We start from the raw sequence: 23847 nt of genomic DNA, 5'->3' as shown, positions 1-23847 counted from the left end.
GCCGAGCCGGTAGGGGATTGCTCAGGTGAGGTGGACGATGGTGCTGGTGCTGGTCGCGGCAGAGCCCCGGGCGGCTTCGAGGACGGTGAGGGTGGCGACGGCGTCGCGCGGGTCGACCGGGGGCGGGGTGCCGGTGGCCAGGGAGTGGGCGATGCCCGCGTAGTAGGCGGGGTAGTCGCCGGGGGCGGTCGGGGTCGGGGCGGACTGCTCGTCGGTGCCGAGGGTGCCGTACGCGGAGGGGGGCTCGGTGCCCCACGGGGTGCCGTCGTCCGGGCGGCGGCCGGCTCGGAGGTCGGCCTCCTGCGGGTCCATGCCGTACTTGACGTAGCCGGCCGAGTCGCCGAGGACGCGCAGGCGGGGCCCGCCCAGCGCGGTCAGGGCGCTGGTCCACAGGTGCGAGCGGACGCCCGAGGCGTGGGTGAGCGCGATGAAGGCGTCGTCGTCGACCACCGCCCCGTCGCGGCGGACGTCGACCTCCGCGTAGACCGACTCGACCGGGCCGAAGAGGGTGAGCGCCTGGTCGACCAGGTGGCTGCCCAGGTCGTACAGCGTGCCGCCGACCTCCGCCGGGTCGGCCAGCTCGCGCCAGCCCGCCTTGGGCTTCGGGCGGAACCGTTCGAAGCGGGACTCGAAGCGGTGCACCCGCCCGAGCGCGCCTTCGTTGACCAGTCGGCGGGCGGTCAGGAAGTCGCCGTCCCAGCGGCGGTTCTGGAAGACCGAGAGCATCGTGCCGGTGCGCTCCGCCAGCTCGCAGAGGCCACGGGCCTCGGCCGCCGTCGCGGCCAGCGGCTTGTCCACCACGGTGGCGAGCCCGGCGGCGAGCGCGGCCCGGGCGAGCGGGACGTGGGTGCGGTTGGGGGAGGCGATCACGACCAGGTCGAGGCTGTCGGCCTCCGCGAGCAGCTGTTCCGGGGTGTCCAGCGCGCGGGCGTCCGGGTGCTCGTCGCGCAGCTGCGCGCGGCGGTCGGGGTTGGCGGTGACCACCGCGTCCAGCCGCAGGCCGGGGGTGGCGGCGATCAGCGGGGCGTGGAAGGCGGAGCCGGCCAGGCCGTAGCCCACCAGGCCGACGCGGAACGGGGGGCGGGGCGCGGTACTCATGCCACCCACTCAATCACGAGCCGTCAGGACGGATCGGCGCGCGTCGGCGGCGTGGGTGCGCGTGTCGGTGCGCGCCTTCGGCGAGCGTGTCGAGAGGCGGAGCAGCCGCGTCCGGTGGGCGGGACGTGGTGCCGTCGGGCAGGTGTGCGGAATAGGCTGAGGCCGTCGGGGCAGCAGGTTTCAGTTCGATCACCGCACGACTTCGGATCACCGCACTTCGGGAGAGACGCACGTGGCAGACCGTAAGCCCATCGAGTCCTGGCTGACCGACATGGACGGGGTCCTCATCCACGAGGGCACGCCGATCCCCGGCGCGGAGGAGTTCCTCCGCCGTCTGCAGGAGTCCGGCAAGCCGTTCCTGGTTCTGACCAACAACTCCATCTACACCCCCCGCGACCTCAGCGCCCGCCTCGCCGGCATGGGCCTGAACGTGCCGGAGGAGCGGATCTGGACCTCCGCGCTCGCCACCGCCAAGTTCCTCAAGGGCCAGCGCCCCGGCGGCACCGCGTACGTCATCGGCGAGGCCGGGCTCACCACCGCGCTCTACCAGGCCGGTTACGTGCTGACCGACAACAACCCGGACTACGTGGTGCTCGGCGAGACCCGTACCTACAGCTTCGAGGCGCTGACCAAGGCGATCCGCCTGATCAACGCGGGTGCGCGTTTCATCTGCACCAACCCGGACGAGACCGGCCCGTCGCCGGAGGGCGTGCTGCCGGCCACCGGCTCGGTCGCGGCGCTGATCACCAAGGCGACGGGTGTCGACCCGTACTTCGTCGGCAAGCCCAACCCGCTGATGATGCGTGAGGCCCTGAACAGCGCGGGCGCCCACTCGGAGACCGCCGTCATGATCGGCGACCGGATGGACACCGACATCGTCGCCGGCATGGAGGCCGGTATGGAGACCATCCTGGTGCTCACCGGTCTGACGGACGCGGCGGACGTCGAGCGTTACCCGTACCGGCCGACCCGGGTGGTCAAGTCCATCGCGGACCTGATCGAGCTCGTTTGATCTCCTCACCGGCCCCGCCCGCTACCTGATCTTCACCGATCGGGGCGGGCGGGGCCGGTGCGTTGTCGGTGGGGCTGTGTAGCGTTCGGGGTGGAAAGCGGACGTGCGTGAGAGGTTGAAGTCGTGACGGATGTGGCAGAGGTGGCCGTGGGCGCCGAGTTCGAGGTGCCGGAGTCCTGGCGCGAGGTGCTGGCAGGCGAGTTGGAGAAGCCGTACTTCGCCGAGCTGGCGGCCTTCGTGGCGGCCCAGCGGGCCGAGCACGAGGTGTTCCCGCCGAGCGGGCAGGAGTTCTCCGCGCTGGCGGCGACGCCGTACCAGGGTGTCCGCGTGCTGGTGCTGGGCCAGGACCCGTACCACGACAACGGCCAGGCGCACGGCATGAGCTTCTCGGTGCTGCCGGGGGTGAAGACCCCGCCGTCGCTGCGGAACATGTTCAAGGAACTGAACACCGACCTCGGCGTCCCCGCGCCCGACAACGGCTACCTGATGCACTGGGCCGAGCAGGGCGTGCTGCTGCTGAATGCGGTGCTCACGGTCCGCGCGCACGAGGCGAATTCGCACAAGGGCAAGGGCTGGGAGAAGTTCACCGACGCGGTGATCAAGGCGGTCAGCGACCGCGAGGAGCCCTGCGTCTTCGTGCTCTGGGGCAACTACGCGAAGAAGAAGCTGCCGCTGATCGACACCACCCGGCACGTGGTCGTGCAGGGCGCGCACCCGTCGCCGCTCTCCGCCAAGCTGTTCTTCGGCAGCCGCCCGTTCTCGCAGATCAACGAGGCGCTCGAAGGCTTCGGCAACGAGCCGATCGACTGGCGGGTGCCGGACCTCAAGTCCGCCTGACCGCTTACCCGTTGCGGTCGGCCCTCGCTGTGCGAAGCTGGGGGCCGGTCGTGACGGCTGGGGGCTTGGGGGGCGGGTTTCGTGCACCGGTGGTGGCGTGGGGTGGCGTTGGCCGCCATAACGGTCGGGTCGATGGCCGGGTGCGGAGAGTCGCGGGCTCCTGTCGTGGCACCGGGGCTGGCCCAGCCTGTCGGCCAGGTCTTCTACGTCAACGACCAGGCGTCCGCCGCACGGCAGTTGACGCAGCTGAAGGGTACCGAGGCGGCCGCACTGGCCCGGATCGCCGACCAGCCGGCCGCGCTCTGGCTGGCCGGAGCGGACGCCCGGGCCAAGGTGCAGGACCTGACCGCACGCGCAACGGCCGCCGGGCGGACGGCGCTGCTGGTCGCGTACGACATCCCGCACCGCGACTGCGGCCAGTACTCGGCGGGCGGTGCGGCCGACGGTCCGGCCTACCGGGCGTGGGTCGACCAGGTCGCCGCCGGGCTGGCGGACCGGGCCGCCTGGGTCGTCCTGGAGCCGGACGCCGTCGCCCACACGCTGGACAGCTGCGGGGTCTCCCCGGCGGACGCCACCGAACGGTACGGGCTACTGGCCTACGCCGTAGAGGAGTTGAAGAAGCAGCCGAAGGTCCGGGTGTATGTCGACGCCGGCAACGCCGGGTGGGTCAAGGACCCGGGGCAGCTGGCCGAGGCGCTGCGCAGGTCCGGCGTGGAGCAGGCCGACGGCTTCGCCGTCAACGTGTCCAACTTCTACACCACCGAGCAGAGTTCGGACTTCGGGGCCCGGATATCGGCGGCGCTCGGCGGTAAGCACTTCGTGATCGACACCAGCCGCAACGGCAACGGCCCCCTGGGCGACAAGGATTGGTGCAACCCCGTCGGCCGGGCCCTGGGCGAGCCGCCGACCACGGCAACGGGCCGACCGGGTGTGGACGCGTACCTGTGGGTCAAGAACCCGGGCGAGTCCGACGGCGACTGCGGCCGGGGCGAGTCCCCGGCGGGCCAGTTCTGGCCCGCCTATGCGGTGGGCCTTGCAGGCGGCTGAGAGCAGGGGCGTGAGCCAGTGCCCTGAGTGGGAGGGTGCGGGTTGTGGGCTTCCGGTTCGCGCCCGCAGGTGATCAGACAGAGCCCCGCGCCCTTTGTGGTTAGCCACTCACCTGGATCCAGTGGGCCACCGAGGGCGTCCCGTTGGGGTCGGTGGCGAAGAGCATGTACCAGCCCGGGGGGAGCAGGCTGGGGTTGGTGGGCAGGGTGAGGCTGAGGCCGCCGGTGGTTCGGGTGGTGATGGTGAGGGCGACCGATCGCTGTTCGACGTCGGTGGCGTGGGTGACCGAACTGGGCCTGATCAGCTTGGCGGTGGTGATGGCCTCGGGGTGCGGGGAGGCGACCGTGATGGTGTTGCCGAGGCCGGCGGCGTCGGGGGCGGCCGTGATCTGCGGGCGGTCGCCGTGGAAGAGGTACGGGGGTGTGTAGATCTCGATCCGCTGCTCGAAGGTGGCCGGTTCGGTGTCGGCCTTGTCGGCGAAGAGCGGGTTGGAGCCGAGCACCACGACCCGGCCGTCGGGCAGCAGCAGTGCCTCCGAGTGGTAGTCCCGGCCGACCGTCGGCGCGGCGGCGACGGTGAAGCTGTTGGTGTCCGGGTGGTAGGTCTGCGCCTTGAGCAGGTCGCTGCGGTGCTTGCCCCGGTAGTCGCTGGAGCCGCCCGTGGTGAAGACGGTGTCGTCGGGGAGGATCACGCTGTTGAGGTAGCGGGTGCCGCCCGCAGGCAGGTCCGGCCCGGGGGTGAAGACCGGCTGTGCGGCCGTCAGGTCGGCGATGCCGGTGCGGGCGGTGGAGGCCGGGGACTCGCCGACCCCGCCGCCGCCCAGCACCATCACCTTCTGCGCCTGGGCGGGCGGCAGCAGCACGGACGAGGAGGTCTCCAGCTGGTCCGGGTCGCTCAGCCCGCCGACCACCTGGAAGCTGTCGTCCTTCAGGTCCCACAGGCCCGGGGTGCGGCCCTTGTCGGCCGGGCCGTAGCCCGCGTTGGAGCCGGAGTAGAAGAGCTTGCCGGCTGCCGTCAGGAAGAGCGACGGGTAGGTCGGGAAGTAGTGGTCCGGTGCCTTGGACCACGTCCTGGTGGCCGGGTCGAACAGTTCGTTGTCGTTGCCGGTGAGGATCTGCCCGGTGTCGTCCAGCCCGGAGACGGTGACCACGTTGCCGTTGCCCAGCCCGGTGAGCGTCGGGTACCAGCGGGCGTACGTCATGTCCGGCACCTGCTCGTAACTCTCGGTGTCCGGGTTGAACTCGTAGGCGCTGCGGGTGCCTTGGAAGTCCTGCTTGTCGAGCGTCATCTTGTCGCTCATGCCGTAGAGGTTCCGGGCATCGGCGCCGGTCAGGCCCTTGACGGTGTACTGGGCCGGGTTCTGGTCGACGTACGCGGTGCCGGCGGCGACCGCCTCGGCGAAGACGTGCTGCTCGCCGGCGGTGACGGTGACCTTGCGCGCCCCCGTCGCCGGGTCGGTGATGACGGTCTTGGTCGCGGCGGGCACGGTGACGTCGGCGGTGCTGAGGTACTCGCGGCCGTCCGGGGCGGTGAAGGTGGTGCCCTTGGGGAAGGTGCGCGGGGCGTCCGGGTTCTCGTTGCGGACCCGCATGGTGCCGGCGGCCTTCTTGACCGCGCCGTCCAGCGCCTCGTAGCGCAGCGTCCCGCCGGCGACCAGGACCTGTCCGTCGGGCAGCGAGGTGTGCCCGCCGCAGAACATGTCCTTGGGCGTGGGGACGAGCTTGTAGGTGTACTTCACCGGGTCCCAGAGCAGGCTCTTGAAGGTACCGGCGTCGAAGCTGTTCTGGTCGTTGCCGGACCCGGCGATGATCAGGATCTTCCCGGTGCGGAGCAGTGTGGCGTGGATCGCGTTGATCCGGAACTCGGTGGGGAAGTTGACGGTCTGCCAGTGACCGTACTGGGCCTTGTAGCCGGCCTGGTTGATCACGTAGTGGTGGTACTGGCTCCCCGCGAAGCCGAGCACGGCCGGGGCGTTCATACTCGCCACCACCAGCGCGATGGTGCTGCCCATCGCGAAGCGGCGGGTGCGGGCGCTCCGACCGGCGTTACCGGCCTTGAGGCGGACCTTCATCGGGTGACCCCCTTGGTCGGCGCGACGGCGCGGCGGTGGCGGATGGTGTCGGCCGCGCGCAGGAGCGGCGGCAGGATGCTGAAGAACAGCGCGACGCAGGCCCAGGAGCGCATCGCCACATGGCCGTTGCCGGTGAAGACCGAGGCGGTCAGCGCGCCGCCGAAGACCAGCGCCCAGCACAGGTGGATCCGGAAGGTGGCGAGCCGGTCCGGGCTGGCCGAGTCGCCCTTGGGCGTCACGACGAAGCGGCTCCGGCGCCGCAGCACGGCCTGGACGAGCGAGGCGGCGTAGATCGGCCCGCAGAGCGCGGACATCACCATGCCCGCCACCCCGGAGGAGCCGGCCGGCTCGTGCGGGCTCACGTTGTGTTTGCGGTTCCAGGTGTAGAGCAGCACCTGGAGCGCGGCGGCGTCGCTGTAGAGCATCATCCAGATCTCCGAGGAGACGTGCACCCCCGACGCCCCGAAGCCGAGGTAGAGCACGCTGGACAGGCCACCGAGCAGCCAGGTGAGCCCGGCCGTCGGGTAGAAGCACACCAGCAGCGCGTAGTTGAGCAGCCGGCCCGGCGACAGCCGCCAGGCGGCCCGCCAGAACTGGGTGAGCACGGTCTCGTAGGTGCCCCGGCTCCAGCGCAGCTGCTGGGAGAAGAAGTCCGTCCAGGAGGACGGGCCCTCGCCGACGGCCAGCACGTCCGGGGTGTAGACGGACTTCCAGCGCTCGCCGGTGAGCGGGTTGCGGCGGCGGTGGAACTCCAGCCCGGTCGCCATGTCCTCGGTGATCGAGTCGTACAGGCCGCCGATGGACTGCAGTGCCCTGATCCGGACGGCGTTGTTGGTGCCGACGAACATCGGTGCGCCGTACCGGTTTCCGGCCCGTTGGACGAGCGCGTGGAACAGGAACTGCTGGCTCTCGGCGAACTTGGTGACGGTCGATCCCGACGAGCCGTAGTTGCCGTAGACCTGCGGGCCGACCACGAAGGCGACGTCCGGGTCGCGGAAGTAGCCGAGCATCCGCTCGCAGAAGTCCGGCGAGGGGACGTGGTCGGTGTCGACCGAGACCCAGTAGTCGTAGTCGTCGCCGAACGCCTGAAGCCAGCTGTTGTAGTTGCCGTGCTTGGTCCTGGCACGGAAGCTGCCGCGCGGCTGGTTCCAGCGCGCGATGCCGTCGCGGCTGAAGTGCTGGACCCCCAACTCGGCGCAGAGCAGCCGCATTCCGGGGTCGTCGCCCTCGTCCAGCAGCCAGACGTCGTACGGTCCGTCGTGCCGGACGGCGAGGGCCGCCGTCAGGGTGGCCCGGACCATCTCGGCCGGCTCCTTGCCCGGCACGCAGGTGGTGAGGAAGGCGACCCGCGTCCCGCTCTCCGGGACGACCGGTACGGGATCGCGGGCGACCAGCGTCGCGTGGACGTTGGAGACCACGTTGAGCAGGCGGAAGGCCTCGATCAGCGCGATGATCCCGATCATCACCTTGTCCCCGGCCGGCAGCCACGGATGCGTCTCACCGACCCGGACCGGCCAGTGCTCGGGGAGCAGCAGCCAGACCAGCAGCGTGGCCTCGACGAGCGGCGCGAGGACCAGCAGCAGGACGGCCCGGAGCCGGTGCGGGTCGGTGCTCAGCAGCTTCCGGTACCGGACCCGGTAGACCTCCGGCGCCGGAGGCGGCGTGCTGAGCGGACCGGCCAGCCGGCTGAACCGGCGGTAGTCGTAAGCACCTTGGTCGCGTGCGTCCTGCTCCTGCGCGTCGTGGCGGTGCTCACTCCGATCATGCCCGTACGTTCCGGATATTCGGGTGGGCGGACCGGGATCGCTCCGGCTTCCGGTCTGCGTGTCGTACGCCCGCGCGAACGCGTCTGTTCTGGTCATGACGGTAACTCCCCCCACGGGCCGAGGCGTTCCGGCCCGTCGATGCCCTGTGAGCTGGGGGAGTCCGCGAACAACCGGCCCTCGTATGCACGTCACATGCCCCCGCATGTACGGCGACGCAGGGCCGCGTCGGCCATCCCCCTGGTGCCCCAACTCTCCCCAACCGCAAGGGCGATCGCAACCGATCCGGGGAATCGGCATGGCCGACGGGTGAATGTGTGGCGGAATCGGCGCGGAAGCCGACCGATAACTGATAGAGAGGGAAACCGATGTTCGGTCAGTGCACATACGGACGGCCGGACTCCCCGCGAAGGGGAGCCCGGCCGTAAGCGTCCGAGGCGCTACCGCACCTGTCGAGGCGCTACCGCGCCGCTGCCGGCGTCAGCCCGCAGTGCCGAGGAAGGTGTCCCAGCCGCCGGTGGGCGCCTTGCCGACGCCGAGCGAGCGCAACTTCCGCAGCGTGGACTCGTCCTGGACCTCCAGCCACTCCACCAGCTGGCGGAAGGAGACCAGCCGGACCTCGGGCTTGCCCGCGATGGTCTTCAGGGTCTCCTCGACGGCGTCCATGTAGATGCCGCCGTTCCACTGCTCGAAGTGGTTGCCGACGAAGAACGGCGCCCGGTTGGAGTTGTACGCCCGGTCGAAGCCGGCCAGGTAGGACTGGGTGGCCTGGGTACGCCAGTCGTTGTACTTGGCCGGGTCGCCCTTGGTGTTGTCGCGCGACTGGTTGTACAGGATGTTGTAGTCCATCGAGAGCACCTGGAAGCTGTGCCCGGGGAAGGGGATGCTCTGCAGCGGGAAGTCCCAGATCTTGCCGTCCTGCACCTTCTGCGGCCACATCTGGAGCCCGCCGGGCGAGCTGGCGTCGTACTTCCAGCCCAGCTTGGCGGCCGTCGGCAGCAGGCCCTTCTGCCCTTCCAGGCACGGGGTCCGGCCGCCGATCAGCTCCTTCCGGTAGTCGAAGGGGAAGGGATCCACGTCGGTGAAGCCGGTGTTGGTCTTCCACTGGGTGACGAAGGCGATCGCCTGGTCGATCTCGCTCTGCCAGTCGTCGGGGGACCACTTGCCGACCCCGTTGGGGCCGCAGAAGTGCCCGTTGAAGTGGGTGCCGATCTCGTGCCCGGCCAGCCAGGCCTGGGTGATCAGCTTGATGGTGCTCTTGACCGCGCCCTCGGAGAGGAAGGGGATGTCGGAGGCGCCGACGGGGTGCTGCGGCGGCGCGTACAGGTGCGACTTGGTCTTCGGCAGGGTGTAGATGCCCGAGAGGAAGAAGGTCATCGTGGCCTTGTACTGCTCGGCCAGCTTGAGGAAGCGCGGGAACTGCCCGTCGTTCGTGCCGCCCGCGCCGTCCCAGGAGAACACCACGAACTGCGGCGGGCGCTCGCCGGGCTTGAGCTTCTCGGGCTTGGGCTGGTTGGGCTGGGCCCCGGTGTCCGAGGTCGAGCCGTCGCCGATCGGCTTGCCCTTCACGCTGTCCGTCGGCGAAGCGGCGCCGCCGGAGCTACCGGAGTCGGAAGCCGGCTTGGAGCTTCCGGACCCGGAGCCCTGGCTCCCGCAGGCCGTCACCGCCCCGAGGGCCGCCGTGGCCGCCGTGGCGCTCAGCACGGTCCTGCGCGAGATCCTGCTCATGGTCTCCCCTGCCGGGTTGTGTCCGATCCGCACGAAGCATCCGGATACCCCGGCGGAGGGGTGCCCGGATGCTCAGCAGAAAACGGACATTTGATAAGTTTCGCTGCTTAAGCATGGCATGGGTGGCGGGTGCTGTGCAGCCCCCTCCCAGCACCTGATACGACGTCGAACACGGGCGCTACGGCTGCACCGCACGCACGACTGTTGCCGTCCTGAGACAGTACTGCGCGGGAGTTGTGCGGTGGCGCGCCGGTTCGGTCGGCCGGCCGGCGGTGCGACGGTTCAGACGGACAGCAGGCGGCGACGTCTGCGGACCAGCTGGGCGACGGCGGAGCTGACGGCGGTCGCGGCCGTGCAGGAGACGGCGAGGCTCAGCCAGGCGGTGTTGAACCAGTGGCTGTTGAGCCAGCCCAGAGTGACGATGTACGAGGCCCAGATCACGGCGGCCAGTGCCGACCAGCGGAGGTAGGTGCGCGGGCGGTCCGGTGCGTGGCCCATAGCGAGGTCCAGCACGGTGCGCCCGGCCGGGACGAAGCGGGCGATGATCACCACGGTCGCGGCGGCCCGGCTGGTCTTGCCGGCGAGGTGCCGCTGGACCCGTTCGACGTTCGCCGCCAGCTCCGGACGCCGCGCCAGGCGGCGGTTGACCAGCGGGGCGCCATGGCGGGCCAGGCTGAGCAGCGCCAGATCGCCGAGGAACGAGGCTATCGCCACCCCGAGCGCGAGCAGCACCGGTGCGCCGTTGAACCGCTCCGTCCGGAGCACGGCGAGGACGACCAGCGTGCCGCTGGGAAGGAAGGGGAGGAAGGCGTCCCCGAGTACGGCGAAGAGCGCCAGACCGCAGATCCAGGCCGGACCGGTGAACCACGCGGTGTCCATAGCGGTGACTCCCTCCAGGCCGCCCGGGGGGAGAACAGGTGGCTACGGGGGACAACGTATCGGGCGTTCCTTGAATGCCACTTGGCACCCCCTTGTGCCGAGCGTCACAGCATGGCGAAAGCCCCTGGGGCGGGGTACCGCTCCAGGGGCTCGCGGGGGTCGAGCGAGGCTGGTCCAGCCCGTCGGCCTTGCTGATGAGTGCGGCCCGGGTGCGCGGCCGCCGCTGGTCAGTAAGGCTGCCGGAAGTCGGGGGGTGTCCGCGAGACCCTGCGGCTGGCGACTTCCGGTTCTGGCGGCAAGTCGCCACTCGGAGCGTCCGGTTCCGGTTCGTGCCTCGGACCGATTTCCGGGGGGCGGGAACATGTCGGCCGTCAGTTGGTTGTCTACGGACGGCGGGAGCGGCCCGGTAGCCGATCAGCCGTGGCTCACCAGCCGTAGCCGACCAGGAGGACAGACGGCATGACCAGCAGCGCAGCACCCGCCATCGACCCGAGCACCGAGCCGAGCTCCGACCCGAGCGCAGTCGTCGGCACCGACCCGATCCGTGGGGTCGTCCGGGGCACCGCCCCCGCACCGCTCTCCATCCTCGACCTGGCGACCATCGGGTCGGGCTACACCGCCGGTGAGGCGCTCGGCGCCACCACCGAGCTGGCGCGCAGCGCCGAGGGCTGGGGCTACCACCGCTTCTGGGTGGCGGAGCACCACGGCATGCCGGGGGTGGCCAGCTCCAGCCCGGCCGTCCTGCTGGCGCACCTGGGCGCGCACACCAGCACGCTGCGGCTCGGTTCGGGCGGGGTGATGCTGCCCAACCACTCCCCGCTGGTCGTCGCCGAGCAGTTCGGGCTGCTGGAGGCGCTGCACCCCGGCCGGATCGACCTCGGCCTCGGGCGCGCGCCCGGGACGGACCAGGCGACCGCCCGCGCGCTGCGCCGGGGACTGCCCGACGGCGCGGAGGACTTCCCGGAGCAGGTCGCGGAGCTGACCCACTTCCTGGACGGCGACTTCCCGGCCGGTCACCCGTACGCCAAGCTCAGCGCGGTGCCGAAGGGGGACGGCCGCCCGCCGGTCTGGCTGCTCGGCTCGTCCGGGTTCAGCGCCCGGCTGGCCGGCCAACTCGGTCTGCCGTTCGCGTTCGCGCACCACTTCAGCGCCGCCAACACCGAACCCGCGCTGGATCTCTACCGGGCGAGCTTCCGGCCGTCCGCCGTGCTCGACGCACCGTACGCGCTGATCGGCATCGGCGCGGTGGCCGCCGACGACGAGAGCCAGGCCCTCCGGCTCGCCCGCACCGCCGCGCTGGCCATGCTCCGCCTGCGGCTCGGCTTCCCCAGCGCGATCCCGACCCCGGAGGAGGCCGAGGCGTACCCGTACAGCGCGGCCGAGGCCGAGTTCGTCGACCACTGGCTGTCGAACCTGGTCCTCGGCACGCCGACGGAGGTGGCCGACGGCCTGGAGGCGGTGCGCAAGCGGACCGGTGCGGACGAGCTGATGGTCACCTCGCACATCCACGGGCACGAGCTGCGGCACCGCTCGTACGGTCTGATCGCGCAGGCGTACGGGCTGACCGCCGAAGGCCCTGTCTAGGACCTCAGCCGGAGCATCTCCGCGACGAGCTCCGCCCGGCCCGGGCGGGCGAAGTACCAGCCCTGGGCGGTGTCGCAGCCGGTGAGGCGCAGGCGCTCCGCCTGGGCCGCGTTCTCGATGCCCTCGGCGGTCACCGTCAGGCCGAGGGCGTGCGCGAGCTGGACCATCGCGCCGACGATCTGCTCGTCCGCGTCGGCCCGCCGGAACCGGCTGTCGGGGCGGCCGCCGGTCGCCGGGTCGCGGAACCCCTCGATGAAGCTGCCGTCCAGCTTCAGCACGTGCACGGGCAGCCGGGAGAGGTACGCGAGGTTGGAGTACCCGGTGCCGAAGTCGTCGATGGCGATCCGGATGCCCATGTCCGCCAGTGCCTGCAGGGCCTGGACGGGACGTCCGCCCGGCCCGAGCACGGCGCTCTCGGTGATCTCCAGCTGGAGCAGCCGGGGCGGCAGGCCGGTGCGCTCCAGCACCTCGGCGACGTCGGCGACGACATCGGAGTCCCAGATCTGGCGGGCCGCCAGGTTGACGCTCACGAAGATCTCGGCCTTCGGGAACTCCGTCAGCCAGCTCCTGGCCTGACGGCACGATTCCTCAAGCACCCACTTGCCCAGCGGCACGATCGCGCCGGACTCCTCGGCCAGCGGGATGAAGCGGTCCGGCGAGAGCGTCCCGTACCGGGGGTGGCGCCACCGTACGAGGGCCTCCGCGCCGTGCACGGCCCCGTCGGCCAGCCCGACCAGGGGCTGGTACTCGACGGTGAACTCGCCGCGCTCCAGCGCGGGCCGCAGCGCGGTGGTCAGCCGCTGCCGGGTCAGCTGGTGGGCGCCCCGGTCCGGGTCGTAGAGCGTCCAGCGGGCCCGGCCGTCCGCCTTCGACCAGTACAGCGTCGCGTCGGCGTCCTTGAGCAGGTCGGTCGGGGTGGAGTCGAGCACCGGGCGTTCGACCACGCCGACGCTGGCCGTCACCACCAGCTGCTGGCCGGCGATCTCGAACGGCAGCTCCAGTGCCTTGATCAGCTCGGCGGCGAGCCGGGTCAGCTGCTCGCTGCCGTCGCTGTCGGGCACCAGGACGGCGAACTCGTCCCCGCCCAGCCGGGCCACCAGCCGGTCCTCGCCCCGGGCGAAGCCGCACTCCAGCCGGGCCGCCACCGCCACCAGCAACTGGTCGCCGACATGGTGGCCCAGGCTCTCGTTGATCGCGGCGAAACCGTCCAGGTCCACGTAGCAGAGACCCACCCGCCGGGCCCGCCCGCGCCGGCCAGAGGTGCCGGCCGCAGCTACCGTGGCGGACTCGCCGTTGGCCGGGGTGAAGGCCGCGTTGAGCTGCTCGAAGAACAGCGCGCGGTTGGGCAGCAGGGTGAGCGGATCGTGCATCGCCTGGTACGCCAGCCGGTCGCCGAGCATCCGCTGCTCGGTGACGTCCTCGATCATCGCCAGGGTGTACATCGGCTCGCCGGCGCCGTCGCGGATCAACGAGATGGTCACGTTGCTCCACACGTCGTGGCCCTCACGGTGCTTCAGGCGCTTCTCCAGCCGGATGCGCTCGCGTTCACCCCGGACCAGTTCCAGGTAGAGCCGGCGGGGGGTGTCCTCGGGGTCGATGATCTCGTGGATGTGGGTCCGGACCAGATCCGGCACCTCGTGGCCGATCATCGCCGCGAAGGCCGGGTTGGCCTCGATGATCCGGTCGTCGGGGTCGACCAGCAGCATCCCGATACCGGCGTCGGCGAAGGCCGCCCGGAAGCGGGACTCGCTCGCGCGGAGCGCGGCGAGCAGCTCCTCGGTGCTGCCGTCGACGACCGGTACCTCGACCGGCACGTCGTTCGAGGTGCTGCCGGGTGCGGCGCAGGACGGGCAGATCGTGCGCGCCCGGGTGTCGTGGCTCCCGTCCCCGCCGGGGTACGGCTCGCCGTCGCGTACGCGTCGGCGCTGTGCGTCGGCCCCCTCGTTCCGGCCCGGCACGGCATGCTCCCGTCCGCTGCTGACGCTGATCCGACCGGTCGACCGCAGTAGGGTGGCCGGCTCCCGCTCTGTCGAAGCCCCCTGCGATCGGTGCGGCAACGCTCGGTGAGGAGACGCTCGGCACGGATCGGTAAAAACAGGGCACTGCCGCTGATCATAAGACGCGCGCCGAAGCGGCGGCGACCGCCGCCAGGGTGATTCGCCGGGTTTCGCAGCAACCGTGCCGGTACGTGACTGCGCCCTTGGCACACATCGTGAGATGTGCGCCAAGGGCGCAGGTGATCCGGGTGACCGTCAGGCGATCGTCCGGTGCCGGACCGGGCCTGAGTGCGTCAGGCGAGCGAGGCGGTCAGCGTGATGGTCGTGCCGGTGAGGGCCTGGCTGACCGGGCAGTTCTTCTTGGCGTCCTCGGCGGCGGCCTGGAAGCCGTCCGCGTCGAGGCCCGGGACCACGCCGACGACGGTGAGGTGGATGCCCGTGATGCCCTCGCCGGGCTGGAAGGTCACGTCCGCCTGGGTGTCCAGCTTGGTGGGCGGAGCGCCGGCACCGGCCAGGCCGTGCGAGAGCGCCATCGAGTAGCAGGCGGAGTGCGCGGCCGCGATGAGCTCCTCCGGGCTGGTCTTCCCGTTCGCCTGCTCGGCGCGGGACGGCCAGGAGACCGGGTACGTCCCGATGCCGGAGGACGCGAGGGTGACCTCGCCGGCGCCCTTGAGAAGATCGCCTTCCCAAGCGGTGCTTGCGGTACGGGTGGTTGCCACGATCAGGTACCTCCTGAGATGGGGGACTGCTGGTTCGTCACTTCCGGTCATGCCGGGGCCAGCCTACGTGCCAGGCGTGCCGGGCCCGTGCAACCGGAAGAGTGGCCGTCCACATGGCGGACAGCGGTCCGCGACGACGGGGGCCGCGCGGGCGGCCCTGTTAGATTTTGTGCAGGCCCGAGTCCGACAGCCCGACCGGTGGTTCGCCCGGGTGCCACCCTGCCAGCCAGCCCCGGAGCCACCTCGATGACGGACCAGCCCACCAACCCCACCGCTTCGGCGGCCGACGAGATCAGTGCGAACGTCCGTGCGGAACTGACCTGTCTGCGCGAGAGCATCGACAACTTCGACGCCGCCGTTGTCCACATGCTGGCCGAGCGCTTCAAGGCGACCCAGCGCGTCGGCCGTCTCAAGGCCGAGCACAAGCTCCCCCCGGCCGACCCCGAGCGGGAGCGCGACCAGATCAGCCGGCTGCGCGAACTCGCCGCCGGAGCCCACCTCGATCCGGTGTTCGCGGAGAAGTTCCTCAACTTCATCATCGCCGAGGTGATCCGCCACCACGAGGCGATCGCGAGCCACACGACGGAGAGCTGAGCGCGCTCCGGACCCCTTCTCCCTGCCGGTCCCGGGGGTGTGCTGTGTGGGGTGGGTAAAGGTCTGATTTCGCGACACTTCTCGACCGGCGCTAACGTCTGACTTCCTGGATCCTCGGAGAGGCGGCACAGCGGTGGCACGCAGGCAGCAGCAGTGCAGGCAGCGGTCGGACATCCGCCTGTGAACCGGCCGGGGCCCGCACCGGCGGCCGAACACGCCGAGCCCGGAGACCACGCGCAGCACGCGCCTCACGCGCCTCACGGGCAGCACGGGCAGCACGCTGCGCACGGAGATCACGCCGAGCACGCAGCCCGGTCCGGGCGGTCCGGCCGGGGACGGGCGGGGAGTGGGCGGCGGCGGTGGCCGTGGTGGGCCGAGATCCCCGCGATGGTGGCGCTGGGGCTGGTGGCGGCGCTGCTGATCAAGACCTGTCTGTTCCAGGTGTTCACCATCCCGTCCGGTTCGATGGAGAACACCCTGCGGATCGGCGACCGGGTGGCCGTCAACAAGCTGGCGCCGCTGTTCGGCTGGCAGCCGAAGGCCGGGGAGCCGGTGGTCTTCAAGGACCCCGGCAACTGGCTGCCCCCGCAGTCGGACAACGGGGGGCTGGCCTCCGGGGCGGTCGGGGGCGTTCTGAGCTTCGTCGGCCTGCTGCCGCCCAGGGGTGACAACTACCTGGTCAAGCGGGTGATCGCGACGGGCGGCGAGACCGTCCAGTGCAGCGGGACGACCCTCCGGGTGAACGGCAGCCCGGTCCGCGAGCCGTATCTCCACCCGGGTGACGACTCCTGCGCCGGGCTGCCCTTCGGCCCGGTGACCGTACCGAAGGGCGACCTCTGGGTGGAGGGCGACCACCGCAGCGACTCCGCCGACTCGCGTTACCACCGGGACGGGCCCAACGGCGGCGCGGTGCCGGTGGCCAACGTGGTCGGCCCCGCGTCAGCGGTGGTCTGGCCCCTGAACCACCTCGGCTGGTTCGGCTGGGCGGGCAACTGAGGCTGCTGCGGTAACCGTCGCCGGAACGGGCGTCGGCTCGGCGGGCCTGCCGGTCTGGGCGGGCTCACCGGTCTCGGCGGGCCTGCTGGTCTGGGCGGGCTTGCTGGTCTGGGCGGCGAAGGCGCCGATCAGCACCAGCAGGCCACCCAGCAGTTGCGGGGTGCCGAGGTGCTCGCCGAGCAGTACCCAGGCCGCGACGGTGGCGACCACCGCTTCCAGGTTGGCGACCACCCCGGCCACCGGCGGCGACAGGTGCTGGACGGCGACGACCCCGGTCAGATAGGCGAGGACGGTCGCGATCAGCACCATCCAGAGCGCGGGCAGCAGTGCGGGCACCGAGTGCCCGTTCATGGTCACCTGGCCGACCAGCGGGCTCCAGTCGGCGGTCCACGGCCGGGTGACGGCGGTCAGTACCACGGCGCCGATCAGCAGCCCGTACGCGCTGACCGCCATCGGGTCCACCGGGCGGTCACCTTGGCGGCTCGCGTCGGCCAGGACGAAGTAGCCGACCTGGCAGCAGGCCGCGCCGAGGCCGAACAGCACCCCGAGCGCGTCGAAGCTCAGCCCGTTCCAGACCTCGACCACGCAGGCCAGGCCGGTCAGCGCGACCCCGGCGCCGATCGCCGCCGCGCGCGAGATCGGCCGCCGTTGGACGAACTTCACGTACCCGAGCAGCAGTAGCGGCCCCAGGTACTCGATCAGCAGCGCGACGCCCACGGGTATCCGGGAGATCGCGGCGAAGTAGCACGCCTGGACGCCCGCGACCGCGAGCAGCCCGAAGCCGATCAGCACGCCGGGCCGTTGCCGGACGGCGGCCCGGTGCCGGTACGCGAGCGGGAGCAGTATCAGCGCGGCGCCGGTGACCCGGAGCCAGACGACGTGCAGTGGTGAGAGTCCCGCCTCGATCAGCGGCTTCGCCGCTGTGCCGGAGCCGCCGAAGGCCAGTGCGGAGACCAGGGCCAGCGGCAGACCGAGGGTCCTGGCCGAGGCCCGAGGGTGGGTCTGTGAGCTGCGCATCAAGGCATTGTGGCAGCCCGGTCCCGATTTCGGTAAGGGGCTATCTCGCCTTTTGGTCCTAGCATCACGGTCGCGCTGTCCGTACCGGAACTTGCACGTCAGGGGGCTTGGGTCTGGCCCGTGCCGTTCGGCAGTCCGCCCGCCGTCGCCGTGGCGGAGCCGGACGGCAGGCCGGTGGGGCTCGGTGGCGGCGGCGGTGTCGGGGTGGGTGCGGGGGTGGCCGTCCAGGACGGCGGCGGGGACGGCGGCGGAGTGAAGGAGGACGGTGACCTGGTCGGCGAGGGGGACGTACCGGCCGAGGAGCGGCCCGTGCCCGAGGGCGTCCCGGACGGCGACGAGGTCGGCGGGGAGGAGGTCGCGGACGAGGAGGACGACGGGGTCGAGACCGGCGGGCTGTCCGCCGGCGGTGCGCTGAACTGCGTGACCGGCTGGCCCTTCAGCGCCGCCTGCATGTACGCCGTCCAGATCTGCGCCGGGAACCGGCCGCCGGCCGCACTCCCGGCGCCGCCCGTGCCGTCCAGCGAGACGTGGTCGCCGGAGACCGGGTCCTGGCCGAACAGCCCGACGGCGGTGACCAGTTCGGGGGTGTAGCCGACGTACCAGACCGACTTCGAGTCGTCGGTGGTGCCGGTCTTGCCCGCCGAGGGACGGCCCAGATCCTGGGCTCGCCAGCCGGTGCCGCCCGGGTCGTCGACGACGCCCTGGAGCAGCGAGGTGACCCGCTGGGCGGTCGACTCGCTGATCACCTGGGTGACGGCGGGCGCGGGCAGCGCAACCCGCTCGCCCTCGTGCTGCAGGCCGGAGACCAGCTGCGGCGCGATCCGCTTGCCGCCGTTGTCGAGCGTGGCGTACACCCCGGCCATGTCCAGCACGCTGGGTGTCGAGACCCCGAGCGGGATCGACGGGAGAGCGGCCAGCCCGGGGGTGTCGGCGGGCAGGCCGAGTGCGACGGCGGTCTCCCGGACCTTCTCCAGCCCGGTGTCCTGGGCGAGTTGGGCGAAGGCGGAGTTCACCGACCAGTCGGTGGCCTGCTGGAGGGTCACCGGACCGTAGCTCTTGTCGCCCTCGTTCGGCGGGCTGTACGCCTTCCCGGTACCGCCCACCACCGGCCGTCGGCTGGTGCCGCTGTAGACCGTGTCGGGGGTGATCCGCTCGCCGGACTGCGTCTTGGCGCCGCTCTCCAGCGCGGCGGCCAGCGCGATCGCCTTGAAGGTCGAACCGACCTGGTAGTCCTGCCGGTTGGCGTTGTCGATCCAGTGCTTGGTGGCGTCCGTGCCGCCGTAGAGGGCGACCACCGCACCCGTCTTCGGGTCGACCGAGACCGCGCCGGCCTGGGCGGCGGCGTCCGTCTTCCGCTTCTGCGGGTCGAGCTTGTCGGTGAGCTGGCTCTGCACGGCGGCCTGCAGCGCCTGCTGGCGCGCGGGGTCGACGGTCAGGGTGATGGTGTACCCGCCCTGGGCGAGCGCGGCGTCGCTCACCACGTTGTGCGAGGTCAGATAGTCCGTCGCCGCCCGCACCAGGTACCCGGCCTGGCCGGAGAGGCCGGGCGGGCTCTGCGGCTGCTGCACCTGGGGGAAGGTGATGGCGGCCCGGTCGGCGGCGGACAGCCAGTTCTCCTTGACCATCCCGTCGAGCACGTAGTTCCAGCGGTTGGTGGCGTTCTGCTTGCCCGTCTCTGTGGCAGTCGAGACGTCGTACGCGCTGGGCGCGTTGAGCAGCGCGGCGAGGTAGGCGCCCTGGGCCGGGTTCAGCTTGTCCGCGTCGATGCCGAAGTACGCCTGCGAGGCGGCCTGGATGCCGTACGCGCCACGGCCGTAGTAGGAGGTGTTGAGGTAGCCGGCCAGCACCTCGTCCTTGGTCTGCGTCGCGTCCACCTTGAGGGCGATGAAGAGTTCCTTCACCTTCCGGGTGACGGTCTGCTTCTGGCTGAGGTAGGTGTTCTTGACGTACTGCTGCGTGATGGTCGAGCCGCCCTGGGTGGTGCCGCCGGTCGCGGTGTTGAAGGCGGCCCGGGCGAGGCCCTGCACGTTGACCGCGCCCTCGTGGTAGAAGTTCCGGTCCTCGGCGGCGAGTGCGGCGTGCTGGGCGGCGGGGGAGATCTTGTCGAGCCCGACGTTCTGGCGGTTGGTCTGCCCGGTGCGGGCGAGCAGGCTGCCGTCCTGGTAGAGCCAGGTGTTGCTCTGCGCGGTGGCGCTGGCGTGTGCGTCGGGGACCTGGACCAGTGTGACGCCGAGTACGAAGAGCCCGATGCCGAGCAGTAGCGAGGCGACCAGCCCGGCGAGCGTCATCCGCCAGGTCGGGAGCAGCCTGCGCCAGCCCGTCCGGCTCGTCCTTGCTATTCGGCCCTTACGGCTGCGGTTCAACGGAGGGCCTTTCCTGGGACGAGGGACCGTACCAGTGTGCCTGAGCGAGTTGTCAGGTGTTAGTGACCTTTGTCCCGTTTTCTCCAACGGCAGGTTTAGGCCGACGTGTATGTACACGTCAGAGGCGATGACCTGTGGCCTTCCGGCTTCGCACGGTTCCGGGGCGCCGGTTCGGACCCTTCCCGAGTGGCGCCCCGGATGGGATGCGAGGATGCCTCTTCCCGGTCGGAGCTGACCGGGAGTCAGAGGAGAACCACGTGAGACGAACCATATTGAGATCCGCTGTGGGAGTGGCAGTGACGGCGGTCCTGTCGGCCGCAGTGCTCCCGTCGGCTTCGGCCGCGAGCGCGGCCGGGACGGCCGGGGTGGCCGCCGGTACGGTCGACAAGGCGACCGTCGCCTCGTTCGACCGGATGGCCCAGGCCGTGCTGACCCAGCGGACGACAGCGCTCCTGGACACGGCTCCGGTGCGGTCCGGCGCCCTGCGCTCCGACGCCCTGCGGTCCGACGCGCGCGTCGGCCTGGCGGCCGGACTGGCCCAGGCCGAGAACACGGTGGTCTCCTCGCTGCAGGCCCGCAAGGTACGACTGGCGGCTGCGGGGGAGGCGTACAGCGCGAGCAGTACGCAGGTCTCCGTGGACAGCGTCCGGATCAACGGCGGGCGTGCCGACGTCGAGGTCACCGAGACCACGACCCTGACCTACAAGAAGATCCGTGGTGACGAGCCCGCGACGACCGGCTTCCAGGCACACCACGACGTGACGTTCGCCGCCACGTCCCACGGGCGCTGGGAACTGACGGGCCTCACGGACGAGGACGCGGGCGCCCCGCAGGTCAACCAGCTCACCCCGGACGTGTCGACGGCCCCGGCCATCAACCCCCCGCAGGCGACCGTTGCCGCTACCTCCTGGCCGGCGTCGCCGCGCCCGAAGACCGGCGGCGGATATAACTACGCGGCCATGGCGGCCTACGCGGAGAAGTACTGGAACCACTACAACCCCGCCTACCCGCAGTTCAACGGCGGCGCCGGGGACTGCACCAACTTCATCAGCCAGGCGCTGAAGGCGGGCGGCTGGAAGAACACCCCCGGGGTCGGCTCGGACTACCACACCTGGTGGTCCAACTCCCCCACCCAGAGCTGGTCCTGGGTGGGGGCCAACGAGTGGTCCTGGTACGCGCTCTCCAGCAAGCGGGTGTCCAACCTGGCGAACGTCTACCAGCTGGGCGTCGGGGACATCCTGCAGATGAACTTCAACCGTGACGGTTCCAAGGACCACTCCATGATCGTCACCTACCGGAGCACGAGCGGCATGCCGTACGTGACCTACCACTCGAACAACGTCTACCGCAGGTCGGTGGCGAGCCTCGTGATGTCCGACCCGCGCGCGCTGTACTTCGCCTACCGCACCTGACGGACCGCAGTGCAGCCCCCGCCGTCCGCGCCCCTGACGAGCGCGGACGGCGGGGCCCTCCGTTCGGCCGAGCGTCCTCAGAGCCCCCGGACGGCAACCCGGTCGCCGCACAGCAGCCTCAGGTCCTCCTCGTCGGAGGTGAAGATCGTGACGTCACCACGCTGACGCAGTGCCACGGCCGCAAGAGCGGCGTCGATGGCGTACTTGTGCCCGTGCAGGCCGGCTGTCTCCAGCAGCTCGATCGCCTCGCCCGCGATCTCCCGGGTGACCGGTTCCACCACGATCCTGGAAAGCGTCCAGGCCCATGCGGCCTTCTTGACGCGCCCGTGGTACGCCTCGATCAGTGTCATCGAGGTGGTCACGACGCGTACTCCGGAGCGGTCCGCGTCCTTGAGGCGGGCGCCCATCGCCCGGTTGCCGAGTACCGCCTGGGACAGGCCCTCGCTGTCGAGCAGGTAGACCAGCTCGGACATCAACCCGCCTTGCGATCCGGCAGAGAACGGGCTTTGCGTTCGGCGTGCTCCCGCTGAAGCGACAGGCGCTCCGCCTCGGCACGGGCCAGCTCCGCGGCGGTAACGTCCCCGTGCTCGCCCTCCCACCAGCCGACGAACTCGTGCAGATGGTCCCGCTCGCGCTGGCGCTCTATGGCCTGCGTGACATATCGGCTGAATCCACCGGACCCCACCTCGGCGCGGATCTCCTCCGCCAGCTCCTCTGGCAAGGTCACGGTGTACTTCTTCGTTGCCATACCAGACATCATACCGAGCCGACGGCTGATCGGCGGTCCTCGCCACTGTCCTTCCCTGCCGCGAAATGCCGTTACTCGAAGTAGTAGCGCTCGGCCACCGGGGAGAGTCCGGCCCGTTCACGCTCGGGTGGTGCGGGCTCGTCGCCCTCGCGCTGGAGCCGGCGGGCGTGCTCACCGCCGTAGTCGAGCCGTACAGCGTTGTCGACGAGCGCGGCCAGGTTGTCGGCGTCCCGGTTTCTTCGGCTCTTCCGTCTCAGCATGGTGGCTCCTCCGGACAGCGGCAGCGTGTTGCCCCCCTCGTACGGGTGGCCGACAGTTTGCTCCCAGCAGCACCGCAGGTCCACCCACACGCCCGGTCCGGTGTGTCCCCGTTCGGTAACGGTGGCACGGCGCAGACCTGCTGACGGGTATACGCGCGGGCAAGGCTCCGCCGAGACAGCCGTTGCCAATCATGGGTCGGAAACGTCAGAGGCCGTTCTTCCCGAAGGAAGAACGGCCTCTGACGTATGTTTGCTTCGCGCCGCCAGGGATTCGAACCCCGGACTAGTTGATCAAGAGTCAGCTGGTGTGGGTAGCGGGCGGCGTGGACGGTGTCGAGGTCGCACTGCCGAATCGGCCGGGTTCCGCCTGCTTCCCGCCCGCCAGGGACCAGCCAACAATGGACCGATCTTATGCCGTCAGCTGACCGGTTGCGATGCCGACGAACCAGGTAAGTGCTTCGCGGATCTCGTTCGCCTGGCTGGCGAGGATCTCGAGGGGGAAGGACGGGCGGAGCTCGAGTTTGGCCTCAGCCAGGTTGATGCCCTCTATGCGGTTGAGGCGCTGCAGGAACTCCTGCCGCAGCTGCGGGCTGTCGAAGGGTGCCCTGGTCCGCATGTGCTGGAAGACGACCTCGACGGTGCCGAAGACCGGGTAGATAGCGAATGGCCATACGGTCCTGCTGCCGGACGTGATCTCACGGTCGACCATGAGGAAGCAGCTTGTCTCCGTTGCGCGTCCGTACTCCAGCCGACAGCCCTGTCCCATGTCTTCCCAGGACCGAAGTAGGGCGAGCACGGCGTCGGCGGTGTCGGGACGGTTGGTCCGCAGCAGTTCGGTGAAGCGGTTCGCGCGTTCCCTGACGGCTGTCGCACCCGAAGCCGCGTCGTTGCCATGGAGGGCGGGGGGTTCGGAGTCCGACAGGTTACGTCCTAGCAGGGCGGCAAGGTCTTCGGCGCTCAGGCGGTGCGACGGATGGGCGCGTCCGTTGCCGTCGAAGGGGACGCCTTCGGCAGCCATGATCTCCCGGGGGTCACCGGGATTGGTTCCGTCGGCCCAGCGGAACGCGGGCGAAACCTGCCCGGAGGCGTTCAGGACCCGGTAGGCGTTGAGGACGCCGGCGCGTCCGGCCAGGAAATTCCCCACCGGCACGGCGTGGCTGCCGATCAGTTCCGCGATATCGCCGTAGGTGGTCCAGGTGCCGGCGGGCATCGCGATGAGGGCTGCACGGACGTCGGCCCAGCCTGACCATTCCTCTGCGGCTGCTCGTCGGCTCGTCTCCTGTCCGGGGCCTGGCCACATCGACACAGCGCGGTCGGCGAGGGCCTGTCCTCGCTGGTGGATCTCGGCGCTGCCCCATCCAGGGGCGGCGGCGATTTCCTGGTTCATGAGAAGTGCGCTGCCTTCCAGGATCTCCTGCTTACGACGGAAGGGATGATTGGAGAGGCGTGCGTTCTCGGAGGTCAGGGTCAGGTTCCCCAGGGTGTGGACGAGTGCCTTGTGCAGGTCTTCAGGGGTTTGGCCGTCCTCGGTCTCGGTGGCGAGCTGTTCGTACCAGGCTTGTGCGGGGTGCTGCGGCAGCACGTGCTCCACGGTGAGCCGGGCACGGGTGTAGTCCACCGGCTCGGCTGAGGTGACCCCCGCGATGTGGACACACCTGACAATGGATCTTGTTGATCCAGGAAGGTGAAGATCCGCGTGGCAAGGCCATCGAAGTACAGTCC

The 23847-nt window shown here is 70.7% G+C and carries 20 protein-coding genes; 7 read left to right on the top strand and 13 right to left on the bottom strand.

Annotated elements, in window-relative coordinates:
* Positions 1-21: 21 nt before the first annotated feature.
* Positions 22-1098: a Gfo/Idh/MocA family oxidoreductase gene (locus P3T29_RS13620; RefSeq protein WP_280716667.1), complete on the bottom strand. Its 1077-nt coding sequence runs from the start codon at positions 1096-1098 to the stop codon at positions 22-24.
* A 232-nt stretch (positions 1099-1330) separates the two neighbouring features.
* On the opposite strand from P3T29_RS13620, the gene P3T29_RS13615 reads away from it, so the two are divergent.
* From P3T29_RS13615 to P3T29_RS13605, 3 genes are all read left to right on the top strand, one after another.
* The gene (locus P3T29_RS13615) at positions 1331-2110 is read left to right on the top strand and encodes an HAD-IIA family hydrolase (protein ID WP_280716666.1); all 780 of its coding nucleotides are present in this window, start codon (positions 1331-1333) and stop codon (positions 2108-2110) included.
* Positions 2111-2233: 123 nt separating this feature from the next.
* Positions 2234-2947 (top strand): uracil-DNA glycosylase, encoded by a 714-nt coding sequence (locus P3T29_RS13610; protein ID WP_280716665.1) that lies wholly within the window; start codon positions 2234-2236, stop codon positions 2945-2947.
* Between the two features lie 165 nt (positions 2948-3112).
* Positions 3113-3994 carry a glycoside hydrolase family 6 protein gene (locus tag P3T29_RS13605; RefSeq protein ID WP_348532827.1) on the top strand — a complete coding sequence of 294 codons (882 nt, stop codon included), beginning with the start codon at positions 3113-3115 and terminating at the stop codon, positions 3992-3994.
* A gap of 100 nt (positions 3995-4094) precedes the next feature.
* Here P3T29_RS13605 and P3T29_RS13600 read toward each other — a convergent pair whose 3' ends face one another.
* The 4 genes from P3T29_RS13600 to P3T29_RS13585 form a co-directional block, all read right to left on the bottom strand.
* Positions 4095-6005, bottom strand: a complete 1911-nt coding sequence (locus tag P3T29_RS13600; protein WP_280716769.1) for a galactose oxidase-like domain-containing protein — start codon at positions 6003-6005, stop codon at positions 4095-4097.
* 56 nt (positions 6006-6061) lie between these two features.
* Positions 6062-7927 (bottom strand): cellulose synthase catalytic subunit, encoded by a 1866-nt coding sequence (locus tag P3T29_RS13595; protein ID WP_280716663.1) that lies wholly within the window; start codon positions 7925-7927, stop codon positions 6062-6064.
* Positions 7928-8308: 381 nt separating this feature from the next.
* A complete protein-coding gene (locus P3T29_RS13590) occupies positions 8309-9556 on the bottom strand; it encodes a hypothetical protein (RefSeq protein WP_280716662.1) in 1248 nt (415 codons plus the stop codon).
* Between the two features lie 282 nt (positions 9557-9838).
* Entirely contained in the window at positions 9839-10435 is a 597-nt protein-coding gene (locus tag P3T29_RS13585) for a VTT domain-containing protein (protein ID WP_280716661.1), read from the bottom strand.
* A gap of 459 nt (positions 10436-10894) precedes the next feature.
* On the opposite strand from P3T29_RS13585, the gene P3T29_RS13580 reads away from it, so the two are divergent.
* Entirely contained in the window at positions 10895-12019 is a 1125-nt protein-coding gene (locus P3T29_RS13580; protein WP_280716660.1) for an LLM class flavin-dependent oxidoreductase, read from the top strand.
* On the opposite strand, the gene P3T29_RS13575 is transcribed toward P3T29_RS13580, so the two are convergent.
* Together P3T29_RS13575 and P3T29_RS13570 are read right to left on the bottom strand one after the other, a co-directional pair.
* Entirely contained in the window at positions 12016-13977 is a 1962-nt protein-coding gene (locus tag P3T29_RS13575) for a bifunctional diguanylate cyclase/phosphodiesterase (protein ID WP_280716659.1), read from the bottom strand. The genes P3T29_RS13580 and P3T29_RS13575 overlap by 4 nt on opposite strands.
* Positions 13978-14309: 332 nt before the next feature.
* Positions 14310-14735 carry an OsmC family protein gene (locus P3T29_RS13570; protein ID WP_280716658.1) on the bottom strand — a complete coding sequence of 142 codons (426 nt, stop codon included), beginning with the start codon at positions 14733-14735 and terminating at the stop codon, positions 14310-14312.
* Between the two features lie 246 nt (positions 14736-14981).
* Here P3T29_RS13570 and P3T29_RS13565 point away from each other — a divergent pair, with 246 nt between their 5' ends.
* On the top strand, positions 14982-15329 hold the full coding sequence (locus tag P3T29_RS13565; protein WP_280716657.1) for a chorismate mutase: 348 nt from the start codon (positions 14982-14984) through the stop codon (positions 15327-15329).
* Between the two features lie 387 nt (positions 15330-15716).
* Positions 15717-16325 (top strand): signal peptidase I, encoded by a 609-nt coding sequence (gene lepB / locus P3T29_RS13560; RefSeq protein ID WP_280716656.1) that lies wholly within the window; start codon positions 15717-15719, stop codon positions 16323-16325.
* Here lepB and P3T29_RS13555 read toward each other — a convergent pair.
* Together P3T29_RS13555 and P3T29_RS13550 are read right to left on the bottom strand one after the other, a co-directional pair.
* Positions 16269-17342: an EamA family transporter gene (locus tag P3T29_RS13555; protein ID WP_280716655.1), complete on the bottom strand. Its 1074-nt coding sequence runs from the start codon at positions 17340-17342 to the stop codon at positions 16269-16271. The genes lepB and P3T29_RS13555 overlap by 57 nt on opposite strands.
* Positions 17343-17440: 98 nt before the next feature.
* Positions 17441-19705 carry a transglycosylase domain-containing protein gene (locus P3T29_RS13550; protein ID WP_280716654.1) on the bottom strand — a complete coding sequence of 755 codons (2265 nt, stop codon included), beginning with the start codon at positions 19703-19705 and terminating at the stop codon, positions 17441-17443.
* A 296-nt stretch (positions 19706-20001) separates the two neighbouring features.
* On the opposite strand from P3T29_RS13550, the gene P3T29_RS13545 reads away from it, so the two are divergent.
* Positions 20002-21117 (top strand): amidase domain-containing protein, encoded by a 1116-nt coding sequence (locus P3T29_RS13545; RefSeq protein ID WP_280716653.1) that lies wholly within the window; start codon positions 20002-20004, stop codon positions 21115-21117.
* 77 nt (positions 21118-21194) lie between these two features.
* On the opposite strand, the gene P3T29_RS13540 is transcribed toward P3T29_RS13545, so the two are convergent.
* The 4 genes from P3T29_RS13540 to P3T29_RS13525 all read right to left on the bottom strand — a co-directional run bounded on the left by P3T29_RS13540 (position 21195) and on the right by P3T29_RS13525 (position 23716).
* Positions 21195-21590 carry a PIN domain-containing protein gene (locus tag P3T29_RS13540; RefSeq protein WP_280716652.1) on the bottom strand — a complete coding sequence of 132 codons (396 nt, stop codon included), beginning with the start codon at positions 21588-21590 and terminating at the stop codon, positions 21195-21197.
* Positions 21590-21865 (bottom strand): hypothetical protein, encoded by a 276-nt coding sequence (locus P3T29_RS13535; protein ID WP_280716651.1) that lies wholly within the window; start codon positions 21863-21865, stop codon positions 21590-21592. Before P3T29_RS13535 ends, P3T29_RS13540 begins: the two co-directional genes overlap by 1 nt.
* A 71-nt stretch (positions 21866-21936) precedes the next feature.
* A complete protein-coding gene (locus P3T29_RS13530) occupies positions 21937-22125 on the bottom strand; it encodes a hypothetical protein (RefSeq protein WP_280716650.1) in 189 nt (62 codons plus the stop codon).
* 409 nt (positions 22126-22534) lie between these two features.
* The gene (locus P3T29_RS13525) at positions 22535-23716 is read right to left on the bottom strand and encodes a DUF1524 domain-containing protein (RefSeq protein WP_348532826.1); all 1182 of its coding nucleotides are present in this window, start codon (positions 23714-23716) and stop codon (positions 22535-22537) included.
* Between the last annotated feature and the right edge of the window lie 131 nt (positions 23717-23847).

The organism is Kitasatospora sp. MAP5-34, assembly GCF_029894335.1.
GTDB lineage: Bacteria > Actinomycetota > Actinomycetes > Streptomycetales > Streptomycetaceae > Kitasatospora.
The sequence above is the reverse complement of the archived record's forward strand: the minus strand, read 5'-3'. Positions and strand labels throughout refer to the sequence as shown.